Origin of the sequence: Micromonospora qiuiae, assembly GCF_016863555.1 — a bacterium.
GTDB classification, from domain to species: domain Bacteria; phylum Actinomycetota; class Actinomycetes; order Mycobacteriales; family Micromonosporaceae; genus Micromonospora; species Micromonospora qiuiae.
The window spans coordinates 41,790-58,295 of record NZ_BOPC01000031.1 but is presented as its reverse complement, the minus strand read 5'-3'; the positions used below and the strand labels follow the sequence as shown (position 1 = coordinate 58,295).

General features: G+C 72.0%; 13 protein-coding genes. 7 read left to right on the top strand and 6 right to left on the bottom strand.

Translation table 11 applies throughout. The features are described from left to right. The first annotated feature begins 206 nt into the window (after window positions 1-206). The 4 genes from Vqi01_RS12455 (at window position 207) to Vqi01_RS12440 (ending at window position 5,239) form a co-directional block, all read left to right on the top strand. Window positions 207-1,037, top strand: a complete 831-nt coding sequence (locus Vqi01_RS12455; protein WP_204034953.1) for an ABC transporter ATP-binding protein — start codon at window positions 207-209, stop codon at window positions 1,035-1,037. 40 nt (window positions 1,038-1,077) lie between these two features. Further along, window positions 1,078-2,061, top strand: a complete 984-nt coding sequence (locus tag Vqi01_RS12450; protein WP_204034909.1) for an ABC transporter substrate-binding protein — start codon at window positions 1,078-1,080, stop codon at window positions 2,059-2,061. Further along, complete coding sequence (locus tag Vqi01_RS12445; protein ID WP_204034908.1) at window positions 2,058-4,166, top strand: iron ABC transporter permease; 2,109 nt, start codon at window positions 2,058-2,060, stop codon at window positions 4,164-4,166. Before Vqi01_RS12450 ends, Vqi01_RS12445 begins: the two co-directional genes overlap by 4 nt. A gap of 71 nt (window positions 4,167-4,237) precedes the next feature. Further along, window positions 4,238-5,239 (top strand): siderophore-interacting protein, encoded by a 1,002-nt coding sequence (locus Vqi01_RS12440; protein ID WP_204034907.1) that lies wholly within the window; start codon window positions 4,238-4,240, stop codon window positions 5,237-5,239. A 644-nt stretch (window positions 5,240-5,883) separates the two neighbouring features. Here Vqi01_RS12440 and Vqi01_RS12435 read toward each other — a convergent pair. The 3 genes from Vqi01_RS12435 to Vqi01_RS12425 all read right to left on the bottom strand — a co-directional run bounded on the left by Vqi01_RS12435 (window position 5,884) and on the right by Vqi01_RS12425 (window position 8,598). Next, window positions 5,884-6,399, bottom strand: coding sequence for a 2'-5' RNA ligase family protein (locus Vqi01_RS12435; RefSeq protein ID WP_204034906.1), 516 nt, complete (start codon window positions 6,397-6,399; stop codon window positions 5,884-5,886). A 72-nt stretch (window positions 6,400-6,471) separates the two neighbouring features. Then, window positions 6,472-7,518, bottom strand: coding sequence for an NAD(P)-dependent alcohol dehydrogenase (locus Vqi01_RS12430; protein WP_204034905.1), 1,047 nt, complete (start codon window positions 7,516-7,518; stop codon window positions 6,472-6,474). An 87-nt stretch (window positions 7,519-7,605) separates the two neighbouring features. Beyond that, window positions 7,606-8,598, bottom strand: a complete 993-nt coding sequence (locus tag Vqi01_RS12425) for a glycoside hydrolase family 88 protein (RefSeq protein WP_204034904.1) — start codon at window positions 8,596-8,598, stop codon at window positions 7,606-7,608. A gap of 69 nt (window positions 8,599-8,667) precedes the next feature. Between Vqi01_RS12425 and Vqi01_RS12420 the strand changes: the two genes are divergently transcribed. Next, window positions 8,668-9,561: a DUF72 domain-containing protein gene (locus Vqi01_RS12420; protein ID WP_204034903.1), complete on the top strand. Its 894-nt coding sequence runs from the start codon at window positions 8,668-8,670 to the stop codon at window positions 9,559-9,561. A 34-nt stretch (window positions 9,562-9,595) separates the two neighbouring features. Here the strand turns inward: Vqi01_RS12420 and Vqi01_RS12415 are convergent, their stop codons facing one another. The 3 genes from Vqi01_RS12415 to Vqi01_RS12405 all read right to left on the bottom strand — a co-directional run bounded on the left by Vqi01_RS12415 (window position 9,596) and on the right by Vqi01_RS12405 (window position 11,580). Then, window positions 9,596-9,973 (bottom strand): hypothetical protein, encoded by a 378-nt coding sequence (locus Vqi01_RS12415; RefSeq protein ID WP_204034902.1) that lies wholly within the window; start codon window positions 9,971-9,973, stop codon window positions 9,596-9,598. A 45-nt stretch (window positions 9,974-10,018) separates the two neighbouring features. Beyond that, a complete protein-coding gene (locus Vqi01_RS12410) occupies window positions 10,019-10,660 on the bottom strand; it encodes a hypothetical protein (RefSeq protein WP_204034901.1) in 642 nt (213 codons plus the stop codon). 74 nt (window positions 10,661-10,734) lie between these two features. Beyond that, the gene (locus tag Vqi01_RS12405) at window positions 10,735-11,580 is read right to left on the bottom strand and encodes an alpha/beta hydrolase family protein (RefSeq protein ID WP_204034952.1); all 846 of its coding nucleotides are present in this window, start codon (window positions 11,578-11,580) and stop codon (window positions 10,735-10,737) included. A 239-nt stretch (window positions 11,581-11,819) separates the two neighbouring features. On the opposite strand from Vqi01_RS12405, the gene Vqi01_RS12400 reads away from it, so the two are divergent. Beyond that, window positions 11,820-13,877: a DNA gyrase/topoisomerase IV subunit B gene (locus tag Vqi01_RS12400; RefSeq protein ID WP_504740168.1), complete on the top strand. Its 2,058-nt coding sequence runs from the start codon at window positions 11,820-11,822 to the stop codon at window positions 13,875-13,877. Between the two features lie 71 nt (window positions 13,878-13,948). Beyond that, the gene (locus Vqi01_RS12395; protein WP_204034900.1) at window positions 13,949-16,432 is read left to right on the top strand and encodes a DNA gyrase/topoisomerase IV subunit A; all 2,484 of its coding nucleotides are present in this window, start codon (window positions 13,949-13,951) and stop codon (window positions 16,430-16,432) included. Window positions 16,433-16,506 lie beyond the last annotated feature (74 nt).

The following is a 16,506-nucleotide window of genomic DNA, read 5'->3' as shown; positions in this document are numbered from 1 at the left end:
TCCCGCCGCCTGACCGGCGGCGTCGCCCGGTTGCGGCGCCGGGAGGTGGCGCAGCACTCCGGTGTGGACGCTGTCGGGCGGGCAGCCGCCTCATCTGTGGACGCCGTCGGGCGGGCGCCCGCTTCATCGACCGCGCCGGGGCGGGGCGGGGGAGTTCGGAATCCGCGCTTGACATGAAGTTAGGTTAGGTTAACCTAACCACCGTGATGAGCGGAGGGGCGTCGGCCGGCGCCGAGCAGCGCCTGAGCGGAGTCGACCTCTGCCTGGGCTACCACGGCACACAGGTGGTGCACGGTGCGACGATCGCCCTGCGGCCGGGCGCGGTGACCGCGCTCGTCGGGCCGAACGGCAGCGGCAAGTCGACCCTGCTGCGGGCGCTCGCCCGGCTGCACCCGATCGGCAGTGGCGCAGTGCACTTCGCCGACGGCAGCGCCGCAGCCGGCCTACCGGCCAAGGAGTTCGCCCGCCGGGTGACCCTGCTCGCCCAGAGCCGACCGATCCCCAGCGGGGTCACCGTCCGTGACGTGGTCGGCTACGGCCGGCACCCCTACCGCGGCCGCTGGCGCGCCGACGATGCCGACGGGCCGGCCGCCGTCGCCCGCGCGATGGACGTCACCGGGGTCGCCGCGATGGCCGAGCGGCCGGTGGACGAGCTGTCCGGCGGCGAGCTGCAACGGGTCTGGCTGGCCACCTGTCTGGCCCAGGACACCCCGGTGCTGCTGCTCGACGAGCCGACCACCTTCCTCGACCTGCGCTACCAGGTCGAGATTCTCGACCTCATGCGTGACCTCGCCGACGACCACGGCGTCGCGGTTGGCGTCGTGCTGCACGACCTCAACCATGCCGCCGCGGTGGCCGACGAGGTGGTCCTGCTGCACGGCGGTCGGGTCCGCGCCACCGGCACTCCGGCCGCGGTCTTCACCGAGTCGGACCTGACCGAAATTTACGGCATCCGGATCGAGGTCGCCGTCGACCCGCTCAGCGGGCTGGTGACCACCCGCCCCGTGGGTCGGCACCTGGCCCGTGTCGCGGCCTGAGCACCGAATTCGTCAACACCCGCACCCGAGGAAAAAAGTCATGTCCCGTAGCCGTTTCACTGCCCTGCTCGCCGCCGTCACCGCGCTGACGCTGGCCGCCTGCGGCACCACCGAGAACACCACCGAGCCCTCGACCGCCGCCCCGGCCGCCAGCGGGCCGGTCACCGTGGCCGACAGCCGCGGCAAGCAGGTGAAGCTCGACAACCCTGCCACCAAGGTCGTCGCTCTGGAGTGGGGTGAGGCCGAGATGCTGGTCAGCCTCGGTGTCATGCCGGTCGGCGTGGCCGATCCCAAGGGCTACGCCACCTGGGTCACCGCCGCCAAACTCGATGCCGACGTCAAGGACGTAGGCACCCGGGGCGAGCCGAGCGTCGACTCGATCGTGGCGCTCCAACCCGACCTAGTGGTGATGGAGGACGGCCGCGGCGCCAACCTGGTGACCCAGCTGGAGAAGTACGTTCCGGTGATCGTCACCAGGGGCAGCGACGCCTCGGACAACCTCGGCCGGATGCGCTCCGACTTCAACATGATCGCCACTGCGGTCGGTAGGACCGCCGAGGCGGAGAGGTTGCTCGCCGACTTCGACACCGCCATCGCCGACGGGAAGAAGAAAATCGCCGACGCGGGCGCGGCCGGCCGGCCGTTCGCCATCGCTGACGGCTGGAAGGAAGGCAGCACGGTCAGCATCCGGATGTTCGGCCAGGGCGCACTGGTCTCCCAGATCGGCATCCAGCTCGGCCTCACCAACGCCTGGACCGGCAAGACCGACGAGGTGTGGGGCCTGGGTCAGACCGACATCGAGGGACTGACCGGGTTGAAGAGCCCTGACCTGCACTTCTTCTACAACGCCTCGGACGGCGCCGACGTCTTCGCCGACGGCCTCGCCGACAACGCCATCTGGACCTCGCTGCCCTTCGTCAAGCAGGGCAACCTGCACCGGATGCCCGACGGCATCTGGACCTTCGGCGGGCCGCTCTCCGGCAAGCAGTACATCGACCAGCTCGTCACTGCGTACGCGGGGTGATCCCGCTGAACGCGCCCCCGCGTGCGGAGCCGACCGTCCGGCCGGCTCCGGCCGGACGTACCTCCGGTTCCCGGGTAGCCGGGGCCTTCCTCGCCGTCACCGCGCTGTCGCTGGTGGTCGCGGCGGTGCACCTCACCCAGGGCACCTCCGGCGTGGGTGCCCTCGACCTGCTGCGGCTGCTCACCGGCGGCGACGACGAGGCGGCCCGGGTGCTGATCGCCTCCCGGGTGCCCCGGCTGCTCGCCGGCCTGGCCGTCGGCGTCGCCCTCGGCTTCGCCGGTGCTGCCCTGCAGTCGATCGCCCGTAACCCGCTCGCCTCGCCGGACACCCTCGCCGTCAACGCCGGTGCCCACCTGGCCATCGTCTCGGTCGCCGCGTTCGGCGTCGCGCTGCCCGCGCTGCCCGTCGGCGGTCTCGCCTTCTGCGGCGGGCTCGCCGCGGCCGGCCTGGTGATGGCGATGTCCGCCGGCGGTCAGGCCGGCACCACCCGGCTGATCCTCGCCGGCTCGGCCACCGCCCTGGCGCTCAGTTCGGTGACCATGCTGCTGCTCCTGCTCTTCGAACAGGCGACCATCGGCCTGTTCGCCTGGGGCAACGGCTCGCTGGTGCAGGCCGACCTGACCGCGCTCACCCAACTCGCCCCGGTGATCGGGGCCGCCCTCGTGGCGCTGATGCTGCTCGGTCACCGCCTCGACATCCTCGCCCTCGGCGACGACACCGCCACCGTGCTCGGCCTCGACGTACGGCGTACCCGGCTGCTGGTCACGGTGCTCGCCGTGCTGCTGTCCGCCGCCGCGGTCACCCTCACCGGGCCGGTGGGCTTCGTCGGCCTGTGCGCGCCGGTGATCGTCCGGCTGCTCGGTCCCCTGGTGCCCGAAGTGCACCGGCACCGGCTCCTGCTGCCGCTGGCCGGGATGACCGGTGTGATCATCGTGCTCGGTTCCGACGTGCTGCTGCGGGCCCTGATGGGCAGTCAGGCGGGCGTCGACATCCCCACCGGCGTGGTGACCACCCTGCTCGGCGCCGCGATCCTGATCTGGCTGGCCCGTCGGCACCGGGACGCCGGCCCCACCCGCCGCCCACCCGGCGGCCACGCGGCGGTCCGCTCCGCAGCCTTCCACCGCACTGTCGTCGCCGTGGCCGGTACGGTCGCCGTCGCCGCGGTGCTGCTCGGCATGCTCGCCGGGGACACCTGGGTGCTGCTCGGCGACATCGCCAACTGGGTCAACGGCAGCACCGGACCGGCGTACACCTTCGTGCTGGACCAGCGGTGGCCGCGGGTGGCCGCGGCGGTGCTGGCCGGCGCGGCGCTGGCGGTCGCCGGCACCACCGTGCAGGCGGTCTGCCGCAACCCGCTGGCCGAACCCGGCATCCTCGGCATCACCGCCGGCGCCGGACTGGGCGCGGTCGGTCTGCTCACCTTCGTGCCACTGGCCGGCGTCTGGGCCGTCTCGGGCGTGGCCGGAGTCGGCGCGATGCTGGCCTTCGCCCTCGTCTACGGCGCGGCCTGGCGCGGCGGTCTCAGCTCCGACCGGTTGGTCCTGATCGGCTTCGGCGCCTGGCAGGGCGGCACGGCCCTGATCACCTACCTAATCGTCGCCTTCGATCCGTGGAACACCGGCAAGGCCCTGACCTGGCTCTCCGGCTCCACCTACGGCCGCACCGGCCCCCAGGTGCTGCCGGTGGCGATCGCACTGCTGGTGCTCACCCCGGCGGTGGCCGCCGCCCGCCGCGAGCTGGACCTGATGACACTGGACGACGACACACCTCGGGTGCTTGGCGTCCGGTTGGAACGCACCCGGCTGGTCGCGCTCGGCGCGGCAGCGCTGCTCACCTCGACCGCCGTCTCCGCGGTCGGCGTGATCGGCTTCGTCGGCCTGGTCGCCCCGCACGCCGCCCGCGCCCTGGTCGGCGGTCGCCACTGCCGGGTGCTGCCGGTGGCCGCGCTGCTCGGCGCGGCCCTGGTCAGCCTCGCCGACACCCTCGGCCGCACGGTCATCGCCCCGGCGCAGATCCCCGCCGGCCTGGTCACCGCATTGATCGGCACTCCGTACTTCGTCTGGCTGCTGTGGCGTTCCCGCGCCGCCGCCCCGCAAGCCCGGTAGCGCGTCGCCGCGCACCGGTCCGTATGCCCGGTAGCGCGTCGCCGCGCACCGGTCCGTATGAGGAAGGCATCATGACCAGCACCCTGCCCGTCGCGCCCTGGCGGTTGTTCACCGTCGAGGTCCGCGCGGTACACCGGCTCAGCCCGTCGTTCGTCCGGGTCACCTTCACCGGCCCGGACCTGGACCGCTTCGCCGACAACGGGTACGACCAGCGGATCAAGCTGGCCCTGCCGCTGCCCGGCCAGCGCGGGGTGCGCCTGCCGCAGGGCCCAAACTGGTATGCGCGCTGGCGGGCGCTGCCGGAGCACCGGCGCAACCCGATCCGGACCTACACCGCCCGTGCGGTTCGGCCACAGCTCAACGAGGTGGACGTCGACCTGGTGCTGCACGGCGACGGCGGGCCGGCGACCCGGTGGGCGCGGCGGGCCCGCCCCGGCGACGAGATCGCCATCCTGGGACCGGACGCGGCGTACGACGGCGACCACGGCGGCGTCGAGTTCCGCCCTCCGTCGACCGGATGCCTGCTGCTGGCCGGAGACGAGACGGCGGTGCCGGCGATCAGTGGCATCTGCGGGCGGCTGCCGCTGCACGCCCGGGGCCGGGTGCTGCTGGAGGTGCCCGAGACAGCCGACATACTGCCGCTGTCCGCCCCGCCGGGAGTGGAGGTGACCTGGTTGCCCCGCGGCACCGACCCGCACGGCACCCGGCTGGTCACCGCCGTCACCGCCGCGGCCGGCGAGTTGCTCGCCGATCGGGTGCCTGCTGTGGCTGGCGTGTCGGTCGTCGGTTCGGCTGGCGTGGCTGGCGAGTCGTTGGTCGGTCGGGTGCCTGCTGTGGCTGGCGTGTCGGTCGTCGGTTCGGCCCCCGTGTCGGTCGACGACGTCGATGTGGATCGCGAACTCCTCTGGGAGGTGCCCGACCCGGTCCCGGCAGCGCCCCTCTACGCCTGGCTGGCCGGAGAAGCAAGCGTCATCCGCACCCTGCGCAGACACCTGATTGCCGAGCGCAACCTGGATCGCCGCGCCGTAGCCTTCATGGGCTACTGGCGCCACGGCCGCGCCACCCTCTCCTAACTCGGAAGTAGACCTACTTTCCTCCGATTAGGGCCGCTTCGCATAGCGGAGCGGCCGGGACTAACACCATGCCTCGCCCACCCCCGCCCGCCCGCGCTACCCACCCCAGCCCTCGCCGCGCCCTGTCACACCGCACCCCGCGGTTCCTTATCGCATTTCACGGCCCTTGTCGCCAGCCCTTGGTTACACCCACCGTCCCCTATCACCCCACCGTCCCCTATCACCCCACCGTCCCATGTGTCACCCCACCCCACCCCGCCCCACCGCTCGCGATCGGATCCGACCCAGCAGATGCGATCAGAGTACCTTGCCCCGATATGTCTACCCGCCCCGGCGGATCTTGGACTGGAATGGCCCCTCTGGGGGCCGAAAGCGTCCAAGATTGCTCGCTCCGAGCAACGGACGGCATTGCGCTGATGGATCAAACTTGCCCGCGCGGTCCCTCGGCGCCGCGATCTTGCACTTTTCGTCGGGACAAACAGGCCTATAAGGGGCATACAGCCGACCAAAAGTGCAAGATCGGCGTGCTGGTCGGGCGGCGGGGCGGGGCGGGATGCGCGGCGGGGATGCGGGGTGGGGATGCGGGGTGGGTGGGGTGGGGATGCGGGGCGGGGATGCGGGGTGGGTGGGGGTGGGGTGGGAGTTTAGGGGAGGGGGTGGGAGATGTTACGGGCGTGGTCGGTCAGGGCGGCGGCTACCACGGTGGCCTCCAGGGGGAGGATTTCCAGGCAACGGCGTACGGCGACGGCCATCAGTGTGTTCGGTACCCGCATCGACAGGGTGCAGTGCGGCACCCACCGATCCGGCTGGTAGTGCTCGACCAGCGTGACGCCGGCTGCCGCGAGCCGGGCGTGCACCTGCCGGTGGTGTGCGAGCAGTTGCGGTGTGGGGACCGGGCCCAGCCAGAGCACCCGGCCGACGAACTGGCCCGCGTACTGGAACGACAGCCGCAGCGGCACGGCCACGGTGGTGCCGGCCAGCGCCGCGGCGACCTGCTCCGGGTCGAGGCGTGGCGCGACCGCGAGCGAGACGTGCGGCCGGTGCCGTTGCTCCAGCAGCGAGCGCATGCTCTGCACCCCCTCGGCCTCGAGGGCGTCCCAGAGCACCCGGATTCGTCGGGTGGCGGCGGTGTCCAGATAGAGCTCCAGCGCGGCGACCACATGATCAGCGTAGGCGAACTCGCTGAACGCACCCTGCCGCGGATCCGCACCTGGACGCTACGGGCGGGGTGCTCACGGCACGATGACAGCTCGTCCCTCCAGCGTGCCGTCCTGCATCTGGTGGTACGCCTGCATCGCGTCGTCCAGCTTGAACGTCGTCGTCTTCGGCCGTACCAGCCCCTGGGCGCCGAGTTCGAGCACCTCGATCAGCTCCGGCCGGCTGCCCCAGTACGTGGTCTGGATGCTGACCTCGTACGGCACGGAGAAGAAGCCGACCGGCAGGCTGCCGCCGCCGATCCCGACGATGGTCAGATCGCCCAAGGTGCGGGCGGCGGCAGCACCGAGCCGCAGGGTGCCGTCGGCACCGACGAAGTCCAGCACGACGTCGGCGCCGCGACCGCCGGTGGCCGACCTGATCTCCTCGGCGGTGCTCTCGCCCGAGCGCAGCGTCAGGTCGGCGCCGCACTCCTCGGCGAGCCGTAGCGCCTCGTCGCGGGTGTCCACCGCGATCACCCGAGTCGCGGTGGTGGCCTTGAGGATCTGCACACCGACGTGCCCGAGCCCGCCGACACCGATCACCACGGCGGTGCTGCCAGGCGGCAGCTTGGGCCAGGATCGACGGATCGCGTGGTACGGGGTCAGCCCCGCATCGGTCAGCGGTGCCGCCTGGACGGCGTCCAGCCCTTCGGGCAGCGGCACGACGAGCCGGGCGGCCGGCACCAACTCGTACTTGGCCATGCCGCCGTCCAGGCCGAGTCCGCCCCCGCCGCTGGGCACCGGTGCCGCGGCCGGGTTCTCGCAGTAGTTCTCGGCACCGACCCGGCAGCGGGCGCACGTGCCGCACCCCCACGGGCCGTACACGGCGACCGGTTGGCCGATTTCCAGCCCGGTGACGCCGGCACCGACAGCGTGCACCCAGCCGGCGTTCTCGTGGCCGAGAATGAACGGCGGGTTCCAGGGCACCGTGCCCGCCTCGAAGTCGTGCATCAGGTGCAGATCGGAGTGGCATGCCCCGGCAGCACCGATCTTCACCACCACCTGACCCGGGCCCGGCTTCGGCTCGTCGGCCTCGACCAGCTCCGGATCCGTCCTCCAATCGGGCAGCCGCAACGCACGCATGCAATTCCTCCTCGCGTCCTGCCCCTGACCTGCCCGGATCAGGCCGGACCAAACCCGCCACCGGGTTCGTCGGCTCGGCGGCGCCGGTCACCGCCGTTCGTCGCGTGCCGCCGCGGGCAGGCGGTGCAGCGCGGCGTGGGCCAGCAGATGAAAGGCCTGCGCCTCGCTGGAGGTGCCCGGGGCGGTGAAGGCGGGCGCCCCGCTGACCCCGGTGACCAGGCCACGGGCGTCGACCCGCCGGCCGGCCGCCGTCACCAGTTCCCGCCCCACCTCGGCGTACGAGGCCGGCAGCCAGCCGTCGGCGGCCCCGCTCAGCGTCGCGTACGCGAGCATCTGCGCCACGTTCGTCTCCCGGAATGTCGCCGGATCGTCCAGCACATCCGAGAAGAGCCCGTCGTCGCCCCGGTACGTCAGGCAGGCGTCGATCACCTCGCGGGCATGGGCGGCGAGCCCGTCGCGGACCCCGGGCGGCCAGTCGGTGCGCAACCCCAGCGCCCGGCTGATCCCGGCGACCACCCAACCGTTGCCGGTGCCCCAGTGCTGCGGATGGGTCAGCCGCGACCGCTGCTCGTCCCACCGCGCGGCGTAGAGCCCGCTGCCCGGGTCGTACAGCCGGTCGCGGTGCCCGCGCACCTGCTCGGCGGCCCGCTCCGGATATCCGGCGACCGCCAGCAGCGGCACCACCATGTACACCGTGTCGGCCCAGATTTCGCGGCTGCCGAGCAGGTGGAACAGCGTACCGTCGGCGGCTCTCGGCGCGTCGGCCCGCAGCCAGCGCAGCTGCGCGTCCAGCGCGGCGGCGAACCGGGGATCACCGGTGACCGCCGCCGCGTGCCGGACCGCCTCGCCGCAGGCTGCCCCGTTGACCGCGCCCGTCTCCGCACCGGCGTCGCCGAGCCGACCGTCACGATGCTGTCGGGTCACCGCCGCGTCGGCGAGCAGCACCACCAGATCGTCGAGCCCCAGATCCAGCGCCGCGTGCCCGGCGACGCCCTGCTCCCACGACTGCCGCTGCATGGCCAGCAGCGCTGTCAACACCCGTTCGCTCGGCTCCACATGGGACCCGTCCCGCAGCCTCATCGCGGCACGTTACCAACCGTCACGGCCCAGCGGTTGCCGATCCGGCCGTTCGGCGGTCCACTGAATCACATGGGTGTCATCAAGGTGGGCACGTCATCCTGGGCCGATCGGACGCTGCTGCGCTCCGGCTGGTATCCACGGCAGGCGAACACTCCGGCGGGGCGACTTCGCTACTACGCCGACCGGTTCGCGCTGGTCGAGGTGGACACGTCGTACTACGCGGTGCCGGCGCCGGAGACGGTCCAGGGCTGGGTCGACGCCACGCCCGACGGATTCACCTTCAACGTCAAGGCCTTCAGCCTCTTCACCGGCCACCCGACCCCGACCGCGACCCTCCCGGCGGACCTGCGCCCGGCCGACGGACCGGACCGGATCCGCCGGCGGGACCTGCCGTCGACGGCGTACGACGAGCTGTGGCGGAGGTTCCGGGCGGCGCTGGCACCGATCGCGGCCGCCGACCGGCTCGGTGCCGTGCTGCTGCAGTTCCCACCGTGGCTGGCCTGCACCTACGCGGCCCGGCGACGGATCGCGGAACTGGCCACCCGCTGCCGGCCCTGGCGGGTCGCCGTCGAGCTGCGGCACGCTTCCTGGTTCGACGGTCCTGCGGCGTGGGAGACGCTGACCTTCCTCCGCGAACACGACCTGACCTTCTGCTGCGTCGACATGCCGCAGGGCCATCCCGATTCGGTGCCACCGGCTCTGGTCGCGACCGCCGACCTGGCGATGGTGCGGTTCCACGGGCACAGCACCGCCTGGGCCGGCGGCACCAAGGAGGACCGATTCCGCTACGCCTACGGCGACGACGAACTGCGCTGCTGGTCGCAGCTGTTGGCGGAACTCGCCGAGCAGGCCGAGGAACTGCACGTGCTGTTCAACAACTGCTGTGCCGGGCAGGCCCAACGTGACGCGGAGAAGCTGGCCGGGCTGCTCGACGTGCCCGCCGTCCGGGCCGTACGGTCCTGACCGGGCGACGCACCTGCGGCCGGGGCCGGCGGTGTCAGCCCCGGGACACCCCTTCCGGTCGCATGCCGGTCGCCTCCTCCAGCGAGTTGTCCGGCAGGTCCTCGCCGGCCACGTCGTCCGGGAACGGGCGTCGGGCCGGTGCCGGATCCGGTGGCGCGCCGGGGCCGGCGGCCGGTGTGGCGGTGGGCTCCACCGAGCCGAATTCGTGCCGGCCGGCGGGCCGGTGTTCCGCTGGAGGCTGGCCCGCTCGCCGCTCGCCGCGCCGCCCCTCGGGCACCGCGGTCTCCTCGCTGCCCTCGTCCATCGGCGAGTCCTCGCCGACCCCCCACGGCGGGCCGGCGTCGAAGCCGTCCGTGGTCCCCCAGGGCGCTACGTCCTCCGGTCCCCGGTCCTGCCTGTCCCTGTCCGTCATGACCACCTCGCTGCTGGATGGCTGGGTCGGTGCTGCCGCCGGCCGTCAACGGCCGGACGACGCCATGTGCCGGCGGGCCGCGTTCATCGCCCCGATCCGAGCGGCACCCTTGCCCATCGCCATCGGGGCGTGCATCAGCCCGTTCGCCCGGCCGAACATGCCGCGCAGCACCTGTCCGGGCTTCTGCTGCTCACCCATGTACGCGGTGACCACGATCAGCGCACCGGTCAGCGCCGGGATCGCCCACTGGAGCAGTTTGAGCTGACGCTGGCAGGATGCCACGTTCGCCGGCGTCTGTTGGTTCGGCTCGGTGACCCCCTCGACCGAGGTCATGCCGCCCCGCTCCAGCCGCTTGCCGAGCATCCGGCTGTAGCCGGTCACGGCGAGGGCACCGACGGTCAAAGCGGTCTTCAGCGTGCTCGCCCGTCCGACGCCCCGCTGGGCGGCCATCCGAGGGCTCTCGGTGACCAGCTCGCCGACCGCGCCGGCGAGATGGGCGCCGATGGCCGCCGCGTTGACCGGGGTCCATCGGGCCCAGCCGGTCGACGCGACCGGAAGTCGCTTGGTCGAGTCGTCGATCCGGGCGGCGGCGCCGTTGACGCCGAAGGCACCCATCAGGGAGCCGCCGAACCAGGCTGCCAGGCCCAGGTCGTGCATCGAGCGCAGTGCGGTGTGGCTGTCAGACATCGGGTCCCCTTTCGCGGTGTCGGGCGCCCCGGCTTACCCCGACGAACAGGGGTTAATCCCCCGTGGCCGGCCTGTCAGCGCGGCGGCAGGCCGGCGGTGAAGTCCGCGATCCGGGCGGCGAGCGGCGCGGCGGAGCGTACCCAGTTGAAGTGGTCCAGGGCGGTGCCCTCGATGTGGTAACGCTCGCGCTCGACCCGGGCCGCGGTGAGCTTGACGCAGAGCCGGTCCAGCGTGGGGTGCGGAGTGTACTGATCGCCCTCGACGCTGACCGCCAGCACCGGGGTCCGGATCCGGCCCACGGCCGCCTCGGTGTCGACCCGGTGCAGCTCGGGGAAGCGGCCGGTACGGGCGACGTGTGCCCAGTCCCGAATCACCCCCCGGGCCTGCCGGCCACCGAACCCCCACCCGGGCCAGACGCCGAGCAGCCGGGTCGTGGCCGCGATGCCCTGGGTGTACGGCAGCACGCCGTAGCGCCGAAGGCCGGCGAAGTCACGCCAGTACGGCAGGCCGACGGCCACCAACGCCAGCCCGTCCACCTCCTGCTCGCCGTGCAGGGCCAGGTGCAGCACGGCGGCATGGCCGCCGAGGGAGTGCCCCAGCAGCAGCAGTCGACGCCCGTCCAGCCGCTCCTTCAGCGCCGTTCGCACCGCGCCGATGTCGGCGGCCAGCTCCGCGTACCCGTACCGGCAGGCCCGGCTCGGTCGCGGCGTGCTCTCCCCGGTGCCGCGCAGGTCGGCGACGATCACGGCCAGCCCGGCGTCGCGCAGCGCGGCGGCGAACGGCCGGTAATACCGGGCCCGTACCCCCATCGCCGGCGATATCAGCACCACCGGGGCGTCGCGGACGCCTGCCGGTTCCGGATACAGCTGCACGCCGAGGCGCGCGCCGTCGACCTGGACGAATTCCTGCACATATTCCACCGTCGCGCTCACGAGGCCAGGCTACCCGTGAGTAGCCAGCGGGGGTGGGGCCGGGCATAAGGCCGGGCGCCGGGATGTTGACCGCGGCAGGGCCACCAACAGCGGTCCCGTGCGGCGTGCCGTACGGGTGTCCGCATCGCATGTCGGAGCGTACGGCTACGCTCGCTGCGGCGTGCCCACGCTGGGCCGACCACGACGGTGCGGGGCAGCACATCGCCGAGACCCGGGAGTACGACCAGTTGACCGCAGAGCCTGAGACCCTGTACGGGGCCGACGACCTCACGCACCTCGAGGGGCTGGACGCCGTCCGCAAACGGCCCGGCATGTACATCGGCTCCACCGACAGCCGTGGCGTGGGCCACCTCGTCAACGAGATCCTCGACAACTCCACCGACGAGGGGGTCGCCGGTCACGCCACGAAGATCGCGGTCACCCTGCACGCCGACGGCTCGGTGCAGGTCGACGACGACGGACGGGGCATCCCCACCGACGTGCACGCCCGCTCCGGCATCTCCGGCGTCGAACTGGTGCTCACCCGGCTGCACGCCGGCGGCAAGTTCGGCGGCTCCGGCTACAAGACCTCCGGCGGCCTGCACGGCGTCGGCGCCTCGGCGGTCAACGCGCTCTCCCGCCGGTTCGACGTCACCGTCCGCCGGGGCGGCAAGGTGCACGCCATGTCGTTCCGGCACGGCGTGCCCGGCATCTTCGACGGCGACGGCCCGGACGCGCCGTTCACCCCCGGGCCCGGGCTCCAGATCGTCGGCGCGACAAAGCGCGGCCAGCGCACCGGCACCTCGATCCGCTACTGGCACGACCCCCGCTACTTCGAGACCGGCGCGGCGCTGGACCACGACGCCGTACGCGCCAAGCTGCGGCACACCGCCTTCCTGGTGCCCGGGGTCAGCTACACCCTGCACGACCGCACCGGCGAGCAACCGGCCGAAGAGGTCTTCCACTACCCCGGCGGGCTCACCGAGATGGTGGAGTTCCTCGCCCCGCCCGGCGACCGGCCCGTCTCCGGCACCCTGCTGGTCACCGGCGAGGGCACGTACCGGGAGAACGCCGCCGACGCCAACGGCGTCATGCAGTCCAACGTGCAGCGCCGGGCCGAGGTCGAGATCGCCTTCCGCTGGGGCACCGGCTACGAGCGCACCGTCGAGTGCTTCACCAACACCATCCGCAACGCGCACGGCGGCACCCACCGCAAGGGCTTCGAACGGGCGCTGGCGCGTACCCTCGCCGACGCCGTACGCAACACCCGTGGCCTGCTCAAGGCGAAGGAGGACGCGCCCACTCTGGACGACGTTCTGGAGGGCATGACCGCGGTGGTGCACGTCCGGGTGCCCGAGCCGCAGTTCACCTCCCAGACCAAGGACGAGCTCTCCACCGCCGGCGTCACCAAGGTGGTGCAGGGCCTCATCGAGCGGCACCTGAAGTCCTGGTTGGAGGACCGGAAGACGAAGACCGAGGCCCGCACCGTCCTCCAGAAGATCGTCGACGCGGCTCGGGTCCGGCTCACGCAGAAGCAGCAGAAGGACGCCGCCCGCCGCAAGACGGCCCTCGAAGGCGCCGCCATGCCCGCCAAACTGGTCGACTGCCGCGCCACAGGCATCGATAGAAGTGAATTATTCATCGTGGAGGGGGACAGCGCGCTGGGAACAGGGCGACTCGCCCGATCTGCCGAGTATCAGGCGCTTCTTCCGATTCGCGGCAAGATCCTGAACGTGCAGAAAGCCAACCTTCAGCAGGTGCTCGACAACGCCGAGTGTGCGGCGATCGTGCAGGTGCTCGGCGCGGGCTCCGGGCGTACCTTCGACCTGTCCGCGATGCGGTACGGCCGCGTACTCATCATGGCCGACGCCGATGTCGACGGCGCGCACATCCGGACGCTGCTGATCACCCTCTTCGCCCGCTACATGCGGCCGCTGATCGAGGCCGGTCGGCTCTACGCCGCGATGCCGCCCCTGCACAAGATCACCACAAAGGGACGCAACCCGCAGACCATCTACACCTACACGCAGGCGGAGATGGAGGCGACGGTCCGCAAGCTGGAGCAGGCCGGCAAGCAGATCGTCACTCCCATCCCGCGGTTCAAGGGCCTCGGCGAGATGGACGCCGACGAGCTCTGGGAGACCACGATGAACCCGGCCACCCGGGCGGTACGCCGGATCACGCTGGACGATGTCGACGCCGCCGAGCGGATCCTCGACCTGCTGATGGGGGAGAAGGTCGAGCCCCGCCGCAACTGGCTGATCGACTCCGCCGACCGCGTCGACCGGGAGGTGATCGACGCGTGAGGGAGCGGTTCGCCGCGCGCCGCGCGGTCGCAGGTCGGAGCACCGGGTTCGTTCGAGGGGAAATCTGAGTCATGGCACGCCGCAAGGAAACGAAGGTCGACCACTCCGCGTTCGACCGGGCCGGCGCGCGGGTCTTCGACAACCCGCTGGTCACCGAAGTCTCCGACTCCTACCTGGAGTACGCCTTCTCGGTGATCCACTCGCGGGCGCTGCCCGACGCGCGTGACGGCCTCAAGCCGGTGCATCGGCGCATCCTCTACGCGATGCACGAGGCGGGTTTCCGGCCGGACCGACCGCACGTCAAGTCGGCCCGCGTGGTCGGCGACGTGATGGGTCGCTACCACCCGCACGGTGACACCGCGATCTACGACGCGATGGTCCGGATGGCGCAGGACTTCTCGCTGAACGTGCCACTCATCGACGGGCATGGAAACTTTGGAAGCCCGGACGATGGACCGGCAGCGGCGAGATACACCGAGACTCGGATGTCGCGGGAGGCGATGCTGCTCGTCGGTGAGCTGGGCGAGGAGACCGTCGATGTCGAGCCCAACTACGACGGCTCGCTGACCCAGCCCACCGTGCTGCCGGCCGCCTTCCCGAACCTGCTGGTCAACGGCACCTCGGGGATCGCGGTGGGGATGGCGACCAACATGATCCCGCACAACCTGGGTGAGGTCGTCTCGGCCGCCCGGTGGCTGATCCGGCACCCGGACGCCACCCTCGACAAGCTGATGGAGTTCGTGCCCGGGCCGGACCTGCCCACCGGCGGCCTGCTGCTCGGTCTGGACGAGGTGCGCCGGGCGTACGAGACCGGCCGTGGCGTGGTGCGGATGCGCGCCAAGGTGGAGATCGGCCCGCTGGAGGGCAGCCGGGGCCGGCAGGCGATCACCGTGGTCGAGCTGCCGTACGGCGTCGGTGGGGAGAAGGTCATCGCGGCCATCACCAACGAGGTCAACAAGACCAAGCGGCTGACCGGGATCGCCGACGTCAAGGATCTGACCGACCGGGAGAACGGCACCCGCCTGGTCATCGAGTGCAAGGTCGGGGTCAACCCGCAGGCGCTGCTGGCCGACCTGTACCGGCTCACCCCGCTGGAGCAGTCCTTCGGCGTGAACAACCTGGTGCTGGTCGACGGTCAGCCGCGTACCCTCGGGTTGAAGGCGCTGCTGGAGGTGTTCCTGGCGCACCGCTACGAGGTGGTGACCCGGCGCAGCGCATACCGCAGGCGCAAGCGTGAGGAGCGGCTGCACCTGGTCGACGGTCTGCTGATCGCCCTGCTCGACATCGATCGGGTGGTCAAGCTGATCCGGGCCAGCGAGGACGCCCAGGCGGCCAAGGACGGCCTCATGCGGAAGTTCAAGCTTTCCGAGATCCAGGCCGGCTACATTCTGGATACCCCGTTGCGTCGGCTCACCAGGTACGACCGGCTGGAGTTGGAGGCCGAGCAGGAGAAGCTGCGCGCGGAGATCGCCGAGCTGTCCACCATCCTGGACGACGAGAAGGTGCTGAAGAAGCTGGTCTCCGGCGAGTTGGCCGCGGTGGTCAAGCAGTTCGGCGTCCCCCGGCGTACCACGCTGGTCGATGGTGATCTCAAGGAGGTGCTGGCGGCGTCGGTTCCGGCCGGCCCGCTGGAGGTGGCCGACGACCCGTGCCAGGTGATCCTGTCGGCGACCGGGCTGGTCGCCCGCACCGCCGCTGAGTCGGAGGAGGCCGCCGAGGGGCGCCGCCGGCACGGCCGGGTCAGGCACGACGCGGTACGCGCCGTGGTGCCCTCCACCGCCCGAGGGCGGGTGCTGCTGGTGACCAGCGCCGGTCGGGCGTTCAAGGTGGATGTGCTGCCGTTGCCGGTGTTGCCGGAGCAGTCCGGCACGGTGTCGCTGCGCGGGGGGATGTCCGCCGCCGAGTTGGTGCCGTTGGAGCCCGGGGAAGCGGTGGTCGGCCTGGCGCCGCTGGGTCCGGTCGCCGAGGGCTCACCCGGCCTGGCGTTGGGTACCCGCCACGGCGTGGTCAAGGTCTGTGCCCCGGACTGGCCGGTGCGCTCGGACGAGTTCGAGGTGATCGGGCTGCGCGAGGGCGACGAGGTGGTCGGGGCGACCTGGCTGACCGACGGGGCCGAGTCGCTGGCTTTCCTGACCAGCGGGGCGTCGCTGCTGCGCTTCCCGGCCGGGTTGGTCCGGCCGCAGGGGCTCAAGGGCGGCGGCATGGCGGGGATCGCCCTGCCGGACGGGGCGCAGGTCGTCTTCTTCGGCGCGGTCCGCACCGACGATCTGGTGCACGGTGAGCCGATGGTGGTCACCTCCACCGGCGCGACGGTGAAGGTGACGCCGTTTGCGGCGTACCCGGCGAAGGGGAGGGCGACCGCCGGGGTGCGTGCGCATCGGTTCCTCAAGGGTGAGACCGACGTGGTGGTCGGCTGGATCGGCCCCCGGCCGGTGGGGTCGACGGCGAACGGCGAGGCGGTGGAGTTGCCCGCGGCGGATCCGCGCCGCGACGGTTCCGGCTTCGCCGTGATGCTCGGCCCGGCCGTGGTCGGTCACCAGTTCGACCGCGAGTAGGCATCTTCACCGGCTGGGCGTGGCGCGGCCGATGCGCGACGGTTCATCGACGTCTGTCATTGACGTATGACGTA